Source organism: Pseudomonas sp. OE 28.3, assembly GCF_014268205.2.
Lineage (GTDB): Bacteria > Pseudomonadota > Gammaproteobacteria > Pseudomonadales > Pseudomonadaceae > Aquipseudomonas > Aquipseudomonas edaphica.
This window is the reverse complement of the sequence record NZ_CP077082.1, coordinates 2,988,148-3,001,848: the sequence shown is the minus strand read 5'-3', so window position 1 is coordinate 3,001,848 and position 13,701 is coordinate 2,988,148. Positions and strand designations below refer to the sequence as shown.

16 protein-coding genes are annotated in these 13,701 nt (G+C 60.1%); 8 read left to right on the top strand and 8 right to left on the bottom strand.

The window, feature by feature from the left end:
* Position 1: 1 nt before the first annotated feature.
* Complete coding sequence (locus HU759_RS13630; RefSeq protein ID WP_186618232.1) at positions 2 to 547, bottom strand: GNAT family N-acetyltransferase; 546 nt, start codon at positions 545 to 547, stop codon at positions 2 to 4.
* A 122-nt stretch (positions 548 to 669) separates the two neighbouring features.
* Between HU759_RS13630 and HU759_RS13625 the strand changes: the two genes are divergently transcribed.
* Positions 670 to 1,347, top strand: coding sequence for a class I SAM-dependent methyltransferase (locus HU759_RS13625; RefSeq protein ID WP_186618234.1), 678 nt, complete (start codon positions 670 to 672; stop codon positions 1,345 to 1,347).
* A 3-nt stretch (positions 1,348 to 1,350) separates the two neighbouring features.
* Here HU759_RS13625 and HU759_RS13620 read toward each other — a convergent pair whose 3' ends face one another.
* Entirely contained in the window at positions 1,351 to 2,562 is a 1,212-nt protein-coding gene (locus HU759_RS13620) for a YgcG family protein (RefSeq protein WP_186618236.1), read from the bottom strand.
* 127 nt (positions 2,563 to 2,689) lie between these two features.
* On the opposite strand from HU759_RS13620, the gene HU759_RS13615 reads away from it, so the two are divergent.
* Positions 2,690 to 3,505 (top strand): alpha/beta hydrolase, encoded by an 816-nt coding sequence (locus tag HU759_RS13615; protein WP_170040065.1) that lies wholly within the window; start codon positions 2,690 to 2,692, stop codon positions 3,503 to 3,505.
* On the top strand, positions 3,495 to 4,628 hold the full coding sequence (locus HU759_RS13610; RefSeq protein ID WP_186618238.1) for a PAS domain-containing sensor histidine kinase: 1,134 nt from the start codon (positions 3,495 to 3,497) through the stop codon (positions 4,626 to 4,628). Before HU759_RS13615 ends, HU759_RS13610 begins: the two co-directional genes overlap by 11 nt.
* Here the strand turns inward: HU759_RS13610 and dapF are convergent.
* A complete protein-coding gene (gene dapF / locus HU759_RS13605; RefSeq protein WP_186618240.1) occupies positions 4,625 to 5,428 on the bottom strand; it encodes a diaminopimelate epimerase in 804 nt (267 codons plus the stop codon). The genes HU759_RS13610 and dapF overlap by 4 nt on opposite strands.
* A gap of 104 nt (positions 5,429 to 5,532) precedes the next feature.
* Between dapF and HU759_RS13600 the strand changes: the two genes are divergently transcribed.
* Entirely contained in the window at positions 5,533 to 6,561 is a 1,029-nt protein-coding gene (locus tag HU759_RS13600) for an alginate lyase family protein (RefSeq protein WP_186618242.1), read from the top strand.
* A 42-nt stretch (positions 6,562 to 6,603) separates the two neighbouring features.
* Complete coding sequence (locus HU759_RS13595; RefSeq protein ID WP_017136843.1) at positions 6,604 to 7,164, top strand: AAA family ATPase; 561 nt, start codon at positions 6,604 to 6,606, stop codon at positions 7,162 to 7,164.
* Positions 7,165 to 7,314: 150 nt separating this feature from the next.
* Here HU759_RS13595 and HU759_RS13590 read toward each other — a convergent pair whose 3' ends face one another.
* Positions 7,315 to 8,898: a L,D-transpeptidase family protein gene (locus tag HU759_RS13590; protein ID WP_099547809.1), complete on the bottom strand. Its 1,584-nt coding sequence runs from the start codon at positions 8,896 to 8,898 to the stop codon at positions 7,315 to 7,317.
* 41 nt (positions 8,899 to 8,939) lie between these two features.
* On the opposite strand from HU759_RS13590, the gene HU759_RS13585 reads away from it, so the two are divergent.
* Together HU759_RS13585 and HU759_RS13580 are read left to right on the top strand one after the other, a co-directional pair.
* Positions 8,940 to 9,653: a murein L,D-transpeptidase catalytic domain family protein gene (locus HU759_RS13585; protein WP_017136845.1), complete on the top strand. Its 714-nt coding sequence runs from the start codon at positions 8,940 to 8,942 to the stop codon at positions 9,651 to 9,653.
* 30 nt (positions 9,654 to 9,683) lie between these two features.
* The gene (locus HU759_RS13580; RefSeq protein WP_065912055.1) at positions 9,684 to 10,430 is read left to right on the top strand and encodes a creatininase family protein; all 747 of its coding nucleotides are present in this window, start codon (positions 9,684 to 9,686) and stop codon (positions 10,428 to 10,430) included.
* A 53-nt stretch (positions 10,431 to 10,483) separates the two neighbouring features.
* Here HU759_RS13580 and HU759_RS13575 read toward each other — a convergent pair whose 3' ends face one another.
* Together HU759_RS13575 and HU759_RS13570 are read right to left on the bottom strand one after the other, a co-directional pair.
* A complete protein-coding gene (locus tag HU759_RS13575; RefSeq protein ID WP_017136847.1) occupies positions 10,484 to 10,825 on the bottom strand; it encodes a hypothetical protein in 342 nt (113 codons plus the stop codon).
* A gap of 33 nt (positions 10,826 to 10,858) precedes the next feature.
* On the bottom strand, positions 10,859 to 11,503 hold the full coding sequence (locus tag HU759_RS13570; RefSeq protein ID WP_017136848.1) for a hypothetical protein: 645 nt from the start codon (positions 11,501 to 11,503) through the stop codon (positions 10,859 to 10,861).
* Between the two features lie 143 nt (positions 11,504 to 11,646).
* On the opposite strand from HU759_RS13570, the gene HU759_RS13565 reads away from it, so the two are divergent.
* Positions 11,647 to 11,892, top strand: coding sequence for a hypothetical protein (locus HU759_RS13565; protein ID WP_017136849.1), 246 nt, complete (start codon positions 11,647 to 11,649; stop codon positions 11,890 to 11,892).
* 3 nt (positions 11,893 to 11,895) lie between these two features.
* Here HU759_RS13565 and yfcF read toward each other — a convergent pair whose 3' ends face one another.
* Together yfcF and HU759_RS13555 are read right to left on the bottom strand one after the other, a co-directional pair.
* Complete coding sequence (gene yfcF, locus HU759_RS13560; RefSeq protein ID WP_138452699.1) at positions 11,896 to 12,528, bottom strand: glutathione transferase; 633 nt, start codon at positions 12,526 to 12,528, stop codon at positions 11,896 to 11,898.
* Between the two features lie 98 nt (positions 12,529 to 12,626).
* On the bottom strand, positions 12,627 to 13,505 hold the full coding sequence (locus HU759_RS13555) for a hypothetical protein (protein ID WP_225933049.1): 879 nt from the start codon (positions 13,503 to 13,505) through the stop codon (positions 12,627 to 12,629).
* Between the last annotated feature and the right edge of the window lie 196 nt (positions 13,506 to 13,701).

Genomic DNA, 13,701 nt, shown 5'->3' with positions numbered 1-13,701 from the left:
TTTATGTACAGGGCGCCAAGGTTTTGCCAAACAAACGATTGCCATGGGTTTCCCCTTGGAAGGTATAGGTCGGCGACCCCAGCACCGCGTAACCCCGTCGGGGGTAAAAACCCAGCGCGCGTTCATTGCCCACCCACACGGTTGCCCACACGAAAGACGCCCCGCCCAGCACCGCGCGCTGTTCTGCCGCCTGCAGCAACCGATAGCCAATTCCCTGGCCGGTAAATCGCTCCTGGATGTAGAGGCGCTGCAACTCGGCGGCATCTGATGCTGTGATCATCGAATGAGTGGCGTGGAGTTTGATCTGGGCAAAGCCAACAAGGTGGCCATTCGACTCAGCCACCACCAGCGAGAGACCGGGTTGTATCAGCAGTTGGGTGATGGTCTGCGGCGCAAAGGCTTGCAGCGCCTCTCTGGCAATCGAGGCGCGGATACCTTGGGTCGCGTAAGTATCGAGAAACACCTGCATACCGAGCACGCCAATGCATAAGGCGTCCTCGGCAATGGCATCCCGAACAGTAATGGGCGGCGGGTTGATAACAGGCATTGAGTCTCCGTACTCAAGGGGTGCAGGGATCAACGTTTTACCACGAATGCAGTCAACAGCAATTGCCTCTACCGATGGGCCGCAGTAGGGTTTACGCCTCGCCCAATCTGCAGGAGCCCGCCATGAGCTTTTTTTCCGCCCCTGATGCCGTCGCCCGCTACGCCGAAGGCCCTGTGCGTCTGGTACCGGGCTTCGATGGCTTGCAACGGATGACCACCCTGCTGCTGCGTGAAACTGTTCCAGCGACCGGCAGCGTGTTGGTATTGGGCGCCGGGGGCGGCCTGGAGCTAAAACGTTTTGCCGACGCCGAGCCAGGCTGGCGCTTTACAGGCGTCGACCCGTCGGCCGAGATGCTGAAGTTGGCGCAGGCGACACTGGGCCCTTTAAATGAGCGCGTGCAGTTGCACGAGGGTTATATCGACACCGCCCCCTTGGGTCCCTTTGACGGCGCCACCTGCCTGCTGACCCTGCACTTCATTCCCGAACAGGAACGCCTGCAAACCCTCAAGACCCTGTGGCAACGGTTGCTACCCGGAGCACCGCTGATCGTGGCGCACCACAGTTTCCCCCAGGCACCGCAGGAAAAAAGCCGCTGGTTGAAGCGTTACGCCGCGTTTGCGGTGGACTCGGGCGTGCCGGCCGAGGATGCAGAGCGCGCGATTACCGCGATCAGCGCCAAATTGCCGGTACTGTCACCCGCACAAGATGCAGCCTTGATGGTTGAAGCCGGGTTCGAAGGCGTGGAGCTGTTCTACGCCGGCTTCAGTTTCAAAGGATGGGTAGGTTATAAACCGCGCTAGCGCTTACCAACTACCAGATGCCCCACCGCCACCACTGGAACCACCGCCTCCGGACGAACTGCTGCTTGAACTGGAGCTTGAACCCGAGCTGCCTGAGCTTGAGCCAGACCCGCCGCCCGAACCCGAGCCGCCATCGGAAATACTCTGCAAAAACACTATAAACGCCACCACCGAAGCGGCGGGTATGGCGATGATCCAGCCTTGATAACCGTGCCCCAGCAGCAACCCGACTGCCACATACACCGCCACCACCGCCAGCACCCGCACGAAGAAGAAGCGCGGGCTGTTCTTCCAGGATTGGTGGATAACGAAAAACAGTCCCATATACAACGCCAGCACCAACGCGCAGCCAAACGGCCACACCAGCCAATGGACGAAGTTGACGGCCACGAAATGGTCGACCACCAGCAGCCCGGCAACGTAGGCCAGCACCCCAATCACGCAATAAAACACGGTGCGCGCCAGCCATAAGGCGCCAAAAGTCGCGCCGCCAATCAGCAGGGTCAGCGGCAACACCAGCAGGTACATCGGCCAGTCGCGACCGCCCCCATACAGCGTCAACAGTACCGTAACCGCCACGGTGGCGATTAATGCCCGGCGCCAAGGCAGCTTGCCGGCGGCGATCAACACGCCACCGACGCCCCCCAAGATAAACGCCAACAGCACCGCAATGGCCTGCGGGTTGACCTCAGGCTCCACCGGCTTGGGCAGGTCGCCGCCGTCTACCAGTACGCCCAGGTCATCGACGGCCTGTTGAATCCCACCCGCATAGTCGCCCTGGCGAAACGCCGGGGTGAGGTGTTCTTCAATGATGCGATGAGCCAGCAGGTCGGTGACCGTGCCTTCCAGGCCGTAACCTACTTCGATACGCACGGTGTGGTCGTTTTTAGCCACCACCAGCAGGATGCCGTCATTGACGTCCTTGCGCCCCAGTTTCCAGGCACGGAACAGTTGGTTGGCAAAGTCTTCGATGGTTGCGCCGCCGGTGGTGGGCACCAGCAGCACGGCAACCTGGGCGCCTTTGCGCTGTTCGAGGGCGGCGAGTTGAGCCTTCAAGCGCTCGGTTGTGCCGTTATCCAACGTATTGGTGAGGTCGATCACCCGTTGATCGAGGGCGACCTTGATCGGCGAAGTGTCCGCCTGGGCACTGGTCAACAGGCCGATAAACACCAGCGCCAGCAGACTCAAGACGGATTGGCGCAAATACAGCCGCATGCTTTGTTACCTGAAGTTTCTTCGAGGAGGCGTCGACTTTACCTTATAGACGTATAACGCGTGACCCCACGCCCGCGACTATCTAAACTGCCCGCATATATAGCAATGCGCCATAACCGAGAACCCCATGAACCTGAAGCACCGCAACAACGTCAGTGTGATGGGCAACGGTCCGGCGACCTTGGTGTTCTCCCACGGTTTCGGCTGCAACCAGGCCATGTGGAATTATATGACGCCGCACTTTACCGAGCGTTTTCGCGTCGTGATGTATGACTTGGTGGGGGCTGGCCTGTCGGACCTCAGCGCATTCGACAAGACCAAATATGCTGCGCTGGGCGGTTATGCCCGCGATTTAAACGAGATTATCGACGTTTTCGCCAGCGGCCCGGTGATCCTGGTCAGCCATTCGGTCAGCGCGATGATCGCCACCCTCGCCGACCGCCTGGCACCAGGCCGTATCGCCGCCCATGTGATGATCGGCCCGTCGCCACGCTATATCGACGACGTGGGCTACGTCGGCGGCTTCAAGCGCAGCGATATCGATGACCTGCTTGACACGCTCGACAGCAACTACCTGGGCTGGTCCAGCACCATGGCCCCCGTGATCATGGGTGCCCCCGAGCAACCGGCGTTGAGTGCCGAGCTGAGCGACAGTTTCTGCCGTACCGAACCGGACATCGCCAAGCAATTTGCGCGGGTGACCTTTATGTCGGACAACCGTAAGGACGTGATCGGCCTGACCACGCCCGTGCTGATCCTGCAATCACGTGACGACCTGATTGCACCCGTGGCGGTGGGCGAATACCTGCACAGCGTGCTGCCCAACAGCACCTATTGCCTGGTCGATAATGTCGGCCATTGCCCGCATATGAGCGCGCCCGAGGCCTGCACGAGGGCGATGGACAACTTCCTGGCGCCATGGGCCATGGCTGATGTCGGCTGATCTGTTCGACAGCGCCGCCTGTGCCCTGGCGGTGACGGCTGAAGACGGCACGATCCTGCGCGCCAACACGCTGCTCGGCCAATGGCTGGGGCTGCGCAGTGCCGAGCTGTGCGGGCGGCGGTTTCAGGATTTACTGACCATGGGCGGGCGAATATTCCACCAGACCCACCTGGCGCCGATGCTGCGCATGCGTGGCAGCGTCAGCGAAGTCAAACTCGACTTGGTGCACCACGACGGCCACAAAGTGACCGTACTGCTCAACGCCAGCGCCCGCGAACAGGCTGGCGCATTGGTACACGACCTGGCGCTGTTCGGCACCACGGACCGCGACAAGTACGAGCGCGAGCTGCTCAATGCGCGCAAGCTTGCCGAAGCCTTGTTGCAGGAACGCACCAGCACCGAATTGGCGCTGCATCAGGCCCAGGCGGAACTGAGCGAAGCCTATGCCATCGCCCAGCGCCGCGCGTTGTTTGCCGAGCAGATGGTGGCGATCGTCAGTCATGATCTGAAAAACCCACTGACCGCCATCCGCATGGCCACCGACATGCTTGCACGCAGCGAGCGCACGCCCAGGGAGCATCAGTTGCTGGGCCATATCGGCCAGTCCTCCGAGCGCGCCCAGCGAATGATTGCCGACCTGCTGGATTTCACCCAGGCCCGGGTCGGCCACGGGATCAGCATCAAGACCACACCCTTGGACCTGCACGGCGTGATCCAGCACGCCGTGGATGAACTGCGCGTGGCCTTCCCCAAGGCCACATTAAAGCACCAACCCGAAGGTATGGGCCAAGCGTGCCTGGATGCCGACCGGGTGCAGCAGATCATTGGTAACCTGGTGGCCAACAGCGTGGCCTATGGCGACTTGTTGATGCCAATTACCATCACCTCACGCTTGGGCGAAGGTGGCTGCCAAGTGGCCGTGCATAACCACGGTGCCGCGATCCCGCAAACGCTGCTGGCCGGGCTGTTCGAGCCCATGACCCGAGGCACTGACCAGGGCAGCGAGGTGCGTAGCGTGGGGTTGGGCCTGTATATCGTGCGTGAACTGGCCAGGGCGCACGGTGGAGACGTGGCGGTGAGTTCCTGCGTCAACGAGGGCACGACCTTTACCGTAACGCTTTAAAGCAGGTACGCCGTGCCCTGCATGATCGGCTCGACACGGCCGGTCAACACCACACCGCCCTGCCCGTCCCACTGCACAGTGACCGTGCCGCCGTCGCATTGCACCTGAACCGTGGCGTCCAGCAACCCGCGCCGAATCCCATTGACCACCGCGCCACAGCAGCAGGAGCCGGAACCCAGCGGCACACCCCCGCCGCGCTCCCAGATACGCAGGCGGATGTGGCTGCGGTCCAGCACCTGCACAAAATGCACATTGGTGTTGGCCGGGAACAGCGGATGGGTTTCCAGCGCCGGGCCCACGGCCGCCACGTCGATGGTGCTGATGTCGTCGATAAAATACGTGCAATGCGGGTTACCCATGCTGCAGGCGGCAGGCGCGCCATCGATGGGCAAGGTGCGGGTGTCCAGCGCGTCAGCCAGTGGTACGCCAGACCAGTCCAGCGAGGGCGCGCCCATGTCCACCGACACTTGCTGGCCGGCGGCTCGCACGCACGTCAGCAAGCCTCGATCCGTGCGCAATACGATGGTGTCGCGACCGGTCTCATGCATCAAGCGGTCGGCCACGCCGCGGGTGGCGCTGCCGCAGGTTTGCAGCGGCGTACCGTTGGGGTTCCAGAACTTGATGCGGGCCAGGGCGTCTTCGCAGTCGAGCACCACCGCCAGTTGGTTGAAGCCGATACCGGTGTGGCGGTTGCCCAGCCGCCGGGCGACCTGCGCAGTGATCGGGTCGTCCAAACCACGGCGGTCGACGATGATGAAATCGTCGCCATGGGCATGCATCTTCACAAAGGGCAAGGTCATGGGCGGTCCTCGGTCGAGATCAGCCTGCAAGCATACGGGAGTTTCATCCAAGCCGTTTCAGCCGCGTGCTAGCGTTGGCACATCCTTATCCAACAGAACCGTCCATGAACAAAACCACCCTTGCCTTTACCTTGCTGCTGGCCGCGTTGCCCGCCGTGACGATGGCTGCAAGCCTTTGCCAGCCTGCGTCGGCAAACCCTGCAGCCCACGCGCTGCTGGCCGCCGCCCAACGGCATTTGGCCGACCAGCCTGCGCCGTTGCCGCATGTGCACACCGAAGGCACCCTGCCGAACCATGGCATTCGCGAGCAAAGCCTGGTTGCCGAACAGGACTGGCCGCTGATGCGCCAGGCGGCGCTGGCCTGGCGCATCAGCGGTGACCCGCGTTACCTCAGGCAAGTCGACGACTACCTCGCCGCCTGGGCCGATGTCTACCAGCCGGATTTCAACCCCATCGACGAAACCAATCTCGATATGCTGATCACGGCCTATGCGCTTACCGCCGACCACCTGCGTCTGGAAACCCGCGCCGCCAGCCGCCGTTTTATCAGCAAGCTGGGCAATGGCTACATCGCGCATATCGAACAATTCCCCGGGCAGAAAAAAGGCACCCAGACCAATAACTGGCAGAGCCACCGCATCAAGTTGGTGACCCTCGCCGCCGCCGCACTCAACGACCAGGCCATGCTTGAGCACGCTCATCAACTGTTTAAACAGCAAGTGGCCGATAACATCCTGCCTGACGGTTCGGTCACCGACTTCCAGGACCGCGACGCCCTGCATTACGTGGTCTACGACCTTGAACCGCTGGTGCAGGCCGCACTGGCGGCCAAGGCCTACGGCGGCGACTGGCTGAACCTCAAGAGCAATGGTGCGTCGCTGGGCGCCGCCCTCGACTGGCTGGTGCCTTACGCCACTGGGCAACGCAGCCACCAGGAGTTCGTACACACCCACGTTCAGTTCGACAAAGACCGTGCCACAGTAGGCGAAGCCGGTTACAGCGGCACCTGGGATGCCAAAAGCAGCGCGACGCTGTTCTGGCTGGCGGCGCAACTGGATAAACGCTACTTGCCCGTGGCCACACAACTGGCGGCCCACCCGGCCGATTGGATCAGCGCCTGCTATTTGAAGTAAGCGCGGCTAGACTGGCCGGGCGCCCTATTCAAAGGATTGACCATGCTTATTGTATTCAGCGGCCTGCCCGGCACCGGCAAGACCACGATTGCCAGCGAACTGGCACGTCGGATAAACGCGGTTTACCTGCGTATTGATGTGATTGAGCAGGCGCTTCGGGATGCAAACGTACTGACCGGTGATGTGGGCGCCAGCGGTTATGGCGTGGCGAATGCGCTGGCATTGAGTAATTTGAGAATGGGGCAGACGGTGATTGCCGACTGTGTGAACCCGCTGAAGGAGAGCCGGGAGGCGTGGCAGGCCGTGGCGGCGACAGCGGGCGTCGAGATGCTTGATATTGAGGTGGTTTGCTCTGACCTGCTGGAACATCAGCGCCGGGTGGAGGGCCGCACGGGCGATATTGCCGGGTTGGTGCCGCCCTCCTGGCAGTCCGTTTCAGTACATGAATATGAGGCGTGGGCTGAGACGCCACTGACTGTCGACACTGCAAGTGTGACAGCCGCCGAGGCCGTCGAAGTGATCCTGGCACACATCACCCCTGTGGCGAGCGGGCTTACCGTGGCGAGCAGGCTTGCCCTGCGTTGGGCTGCGAAGCGGCCCTAATACAGTCACCGCGTTTTCTCAGAGACACATAAGCGTCTGGTTTTGGGACTGCTACGCAGCCCAACGCAGGGCAAGCCTGCTCGCCACAACAACCCCGTCTGCCACAACAAACCAGCTAGCCACAACAAGCCCGTCTGCCACAGTGAGTTTTTAGAGCACCGCTCCCATCGCCTTCACCAACACCGGGTCACGCCCATAAATATCCGGCGAGTACACCAACCCGCCTTGGCGATCGACTTCCACTGTCCAGTAACCCAACAGCACCGGCACTGGCGTGGCCAGCCTGAATTCATGGGTTGTGCCGGTGGCCAGCAATTCTTCGGTGCGCGTGCGTTCGGCCGGGGTTACCAGCAGGTCGCGCAGCATCATCGGCTGCTCAACCCGCACGCAGCCCGAACTGAATGCCCGTGGGCCTTTGGTAAACAGCGGCTGACTCGGCGTGTCGTGCAAGTAAACGGAATAGGGGTTGGGAAAGCGCATCACGATGCGGCCCAGCGGGTTACGCGGGCCGGCCTCCTGGCGCAGCAGAATGTTGCCGGGGTGCGACCAATCCACCTGGTCGGCCGTCAATGGGCGGCCCTGGGCGTCGAGCACTTGCAGGTTTTGCTGGCGCAGGTATTCGGGGTTGAGGCGGATGGCCGGGAGTTTGTCCTCACGCATGATCGTCGGCGGGATGGTCCACGTGGGGTTGAGGGTAAGCCGGGTAATCCGCGACTTGAGCAGCGGCGTCTGGCGTTCGGCACGCCCCACTTGCAGGCGGGTTTGCCACACCGGGATGCCGCTCTGGTAAACACTCAATTGCGCAGCCGCGACGTTAACCACGACACCTTCGGGTTCCAGGTCCTGAGCCAGCCAACGAAAACGTTCGAGGTTGATGCGCAACTGATCGCGGCGCATCGCCGGGCTGATATTGAGTTCGGCCACAGTACCCGTGCCTATCACACCGTCGGCCTGCAACGAGTGGCTGAGCTGGAAGGCCTTGACCGCCTTGACCAACTCGTCACGGTACTGCCGGCTGTTGCCCGTCGGCGCCTTGGCGAGATAACCACCGCTATATAAGCGCCGCGCCAGGTCGGGCACGCGCGGGTCCTCCATGCCTGGCTTGAGCAGCGGCCCGGTGGCGACCGGGTCCCAATGGGGCAACGGCTGCAGGCGCACAGTGGCGTAGGTATTGCGCAAGCTGCGGTACAGGTCGGCACTGGGGCGCGCCTGATCAAAGGCTTGCGCCATGTCTTGCAGGCCGGTGGTGGCAAAAGCCAGCACTTGGGTATTGGGGTCGAGGGTGGGTGGCTGGGAATGCCACAGCGGCTCGAAACGCGACTGTTGCAGGCGCCCGTAATGCAAATCCTGCAGGGCTTGCAGGTATTGCCGGCTGCTGCCGATATCGCTGCACAGCACGTTACCCGTGGCATCCACGGTAGGCAGGCTATAGTGGGTGGGGTCCAGGCCATCGTCGGCCAGCATCAGCAACTGAGATTGCAGAGTGTGGCGGCGCTCATCGGACCACAGCGTCACATTGCCCTGTTGCTGGTAGAACGCCTGCAAGCGCGCTTGGGTCGTTGCGTCTATCTGCGCGGCAAGGTTGGGGCAAACGCTGGGCAGTTCAGAAAGGGCCAACTGCACCGGGCTGGTCGAAACCACCGGCACAGCGTCCACCGGCAGCTCATCAGCTGTCGCGACCAGTGGTGCAACGAGCAGGCAAATGCTCAAGTAACATGCGTGTTTTTTGAACAATTGACTTAACTCCAATCCACAGCGGGGGGGATGTACTGTAGATGCTGACTTTAATATGCCGCGCCGGCTTGATCGCCATGACCCTGGCTACGCTGAGCAATGTTACGCTCGCCGCCACTGCCAACCCTCCTACTTTGTATAGCAGCCTGGCGCGCTCGGCTCCAGAACTCAATCCCACTGTACTGAAAAGCGCCCTGAGCGCGGTGCAATGCGCGGTCAATAACGGCGAGGAACGCTCGGATCGCCTGGCCGTCATTGACTACTCCCAGCCCTCTACCGCCCGTCGGCTGTGGATCTTCGACCTACGCAAGAGGTCCCTGGTACTGCGCGACCTGGTGGCCCATGGTGCCAAATCCGGGGAAAACTTTGCCACGCAATTCTCCAATCGGGAAGGCAGCCACCAATCCAGCCTGGGTTTGTTCCGCACCCAGGAGAGTTACTTGGGCACCCACGGCTACTCGTTGCGCATGGACGGCCTGGAGCCGGGCTTCAATGACCAGGCCCGCGACCGCGCACTGGTGATTCATGCGGCCGACTACGTCAACCCGGCGTGGAGCAAGCGCGAAGGCCGAATCGGCCGCAGCCAGGGTTGCCCGGCCGTGCGCCCGCAAGTAGCGCGCCAGGTGGTAGACAAACTCAAGGATGGGCAGTTCATGTTCTCCTGGTACCCGGACCAGCGCTGGCTGAAGTCGTCGACGTATCTCAACTGCAAACCCCAACAGGTGGCGAGTAGTCGTACAATCCGTGGTGGTTAGCCTGTCCCCACAGATAAAAGAGAGCGTCGCATGCTTCTACACACCTCCACCTGGATCGAAATCGGGCAGTTTCTGGAACGCAGCCGCACGGTGGTTATTCCCATTGGCTCCAACGAGCAGCATGGCCCCACCGGCCTATTGGGCACCGACTGGATGTGCCCGGAAATCATCGCCCACGAGGCGCAGAAAAACGCCGACATCCTGATCGGCCCGACCTTCAATATCGGTATGGCCCAGCACCACCTGGGTTTTCCCGGGACCATTTCCCTGCGCCCTTCCACCTTTATCGCTGCCATTGGCGATTGGGTGCGTTCATTGGCCGGGCATGGTTTCGAGAAAATCCTGTTCTTGAATGGTCACGGCGGCAATATCGCCACCATCGAGGCGGCCTTTTCCGAGCTGTACGCCGAAGCCAGCTACGCGCGCCGCCCGGCCGGGTTTGCACTCAAGCTGGTGAACTGGTGGGACCTGGAAGGCGTCAACGAACTGGCTCACCGCCAATTCCCGGTGGGCCACGGCAGCCACGCCACGCCGTCGGAAATTGCAGTGACGCAGTGGGCGTACCCAGAGTCGATCAAGTCGGCTGAGTATTCGCCACAAATCGCCAACACCGGGCCGATCCGCGAAGCGCTGGACTTTCGCGCACGCTTCCCCGACGGGCGCATGGGCTCTGATCCTGCGCTGGCGACGGTGGAAAAAGGCGGTGAGTTGGTGGCGTTGGCAGCCAAGGGGTTGGTCAACAGCGTGAACGCCTTCAGCAACGAAGCCAAACCCTAGGCCCACCATAAATCCAAATGTGGGAGCTGGCTTGAACGGTGTGAAGGCTCGGATTACTTGCAATCCTGTGCCGCCAACTCAAGCCGCGATGGCTTGATCGCCGACGCCAGTGGCTTACGCTCATACAGGAACACCTTGGTGCCGTCCTGGGACTTGTAGGCTTCCAGTACATCATCGGCGGCAATCTTGCTGGTCAACACCACTTTGGCATGACGCGAGTTCTGGGTCACCGTCGAGGTAATGCCGTGTTTTTCAAGCTTGGGCAACACGCACTGCACATAGCCTTCAGGGGTCTTATTGGTTTGCAGGGTCAAGCTCGGAGCGTTGGGAGCGGTGATACAACCGGTCAGCAACAAAGGAGCCGCAGCCAGGGCCGGAACGAAAAAAGCGCGCATATAAAATCCTGAGTATAAAAAGAAAAGTTCACATCAACTGGCGCTTACCAACGCCTTGAGCGACACATCGAACTGCTTCAATGCATCAAGCTGTACATCACGCTGCTGTTCAATCTGTGCGGCAATTTCCGGCACCGCCTTGTCATGCACCCACACAGACGGCACCTGTTTGTGCACCGAGCCTTCAGCCTTGGCGATGTATTGCAGGTTCGCGTCATAGAACCGTGCAACAAAGCGCGCCTCAACCTGATCGTTACGCTGGGTCAGCAGCTGGTTGTGGGTATCGAGCACCACCACCACATCCGGGTGCGCCTGCACCAATTCATCGAGGCTGCTATAGACCGTTACTGTAAGAAAAGTGCCCTGCAACGAACTCATTAACCAATCGATGGCCAGTTCCGGGTCGGAGCTGTTGACGAACGCTTCACGGATGCGCCCGTCGAGGGCATCCTTGGCGCCGTTCATGGCCATGGCGTGGTAGCGTTCAAGGTAGCTGAGGTTGTCGCGGGTGTTTTCGCTGTACAACACCCCCACCGATTGCGCGTGCCGCAGGGAGTCTACGCTACCGACGAGAGGCAGCAAATGGCTTGTACGCAGATCATCGGCAATCGCCGGGTTGGCCAGCACCGTGGTGCCGAGCATCAGTATCATCAGGCCCAGCTGGATTATCGTCCTCATCGCGCATTTCCTTGAACAGCGTGTCGATGGCGTGATTGTCCGCTTTTGGCGCAAAAACAGAACGTGTGATCCTTGATGGTGACTATCATTTGAACCGATAGTGTCAGGCTGCCTAACTCCATAAAACCTATAAGGACCACGCCATGAAGCCCCACCAGAAAACCTTCGACCGCATCCGCGAAGCCGTATTGCCGGAGTTTCGCGAGCGGGTCGCCGATTACCTGGTTGAATATGAGAACGTGCTGCAGGACGACACCGCAGACGCCGACCTGCGTTACGCCAGCGCCCAGCAACTGCTCGGTTACCTGCGCGGCTTGAACACCACGCGGGTGTTGGGCATGGCCGATTGGGAAGACCTGGGCCGGCGTGTGGCCCAGGAATGGCTGTAACCCCTAGAGCGCCGGGCGGTGCAGGTTGACCCAGGCCTGCACGGAAGGCCGCTGCCATTGGTGTTGTGCATAGGCCACCAACTCGGCGGGCACGTTGTCACCGTTGAGGATCAAACGGTTGAGCATCACCGCCAGGTCCACATCGACTATCGACCACGCACCGAACAGGTACAGCGGGTTGCCTGCCAATAACGCCTGTGCCGCCTGAATCAACTTGTGCGCGGCCGCCTCACCCGCAGGCGACAACGGCGGCATCTTCTGCCCATAGAACACCACCAGCGTCGAACGTTCCTGGCGAATAGCCTGCAAGTCGCTGCGCAACCACGCCTGAACCTGCCGCGCCCTCGCCCGCTGTTTTAAGTCCGTCGGGTATACCGTGGTCTGGGGGAAAGCCTCATCCAGGTATTCGCTGATTGCAGAGGACTCCGACAAGGCGAAGTCGCCTTCCACCAACGTGGGCACACGCTGAGTCAGGGACAGTTGGACAAATTCCGCTGCCTGGTTTTGCGCCGTGTCCAGGTCAAGGGTGACGGTTTCGAAGGTCATGCCCTTTTCCAGCAGGGTGACGAATACCGACATGGCGTAGGGGCTGGTGTATTGGGCATCCACGTAAAGGCGCAACGATGGTGAAGGCATAAAAGCTCTCCTTGGGTGAGAGACCACGCTACGAGATCGGCGCCCAGAAAGACAATGCGCTGTTTTTATAGGGGCATTCCTGGTGGGAATGCATACTTTTATCCAGCGCTCGCCAATACTTGATCAAATGCATAGCCCATCATGTTATTCAAGAACTTCTCTTGCCCATTGTCTACCGTGGTGCCTGAAACCTCAGTGGTGGTAAGTTCAATATCACTGAATGCGATCACTCGGCCCATCGTGCCGCCTACCAACCAAAAAAGCACATAAGCACCAAAAGTAGCCAACACCTTGCTGCCTGGGGGAAGTTGTGTTGCAGTCATTGCAAGTGATGCAGACCCCTTGATTGTCACGCCTGAAGAGTTGCCGAAATAGCTGCTCAAGTTTTCCGTTGTGGAAGACAAGCCACTGTAAACCCCCACAACAGGCACGCCAGCAAGCGTACCGGTATGCCCAAATCGCTGTAAAACATTCAACATGCCTACAGCGGCGCCATTATCGCAGGCTAACAGTAAGACGCCGCCTAGCGCTGCATATTCTTTCAACCTATCTGCTTGTGCCACGGTAAAACTACTATTATGTAACCCGACAGACAGCACATCATATTTAGCCTTCAATTCAGCAGCCGTTATAGAGGGAGCAACAATATCTGCCGCGGCATCAATAGCGTCTACAGACTGGATTTTATTATAAGTCCCGTTGGGTCCGTAGTTTGCGGGCTCTTTAACCTGCGCCATCAAATTGGGGTAACTTGAATTACCAATGGCGACACTCGTAAAACCAAACTTTATAACCTGCAACTTTACTGGCTTGGTCACGGCCGCAGTCGCCGCCGAACAACAATGACGGTGCACATGAACATGCACGTGTATATGCACATCCTCACCATGATTGGAGCAGCCCGCAGGGTCTTTATCACACTCATCAGTTACAACAGTGCAACATACGTCACTCGGAGGGTTGGTTGAATCAGACATGATCAAGACTCCTATTGCCTAAAAGCACTTCTTCCAGCCTCAACGCATCGGGCAGAGGCTGACCTTCAGGCACTACACAGCCATTCCAAGGCTGCGTCTACTGTCAGAACTAACAGGCTCCTCGCCAAAAGGTGGCTGACCACGATAAAGGCATTCCTGGCGGAAACAGGCGACTTAGTGGCAATATCACATCGTT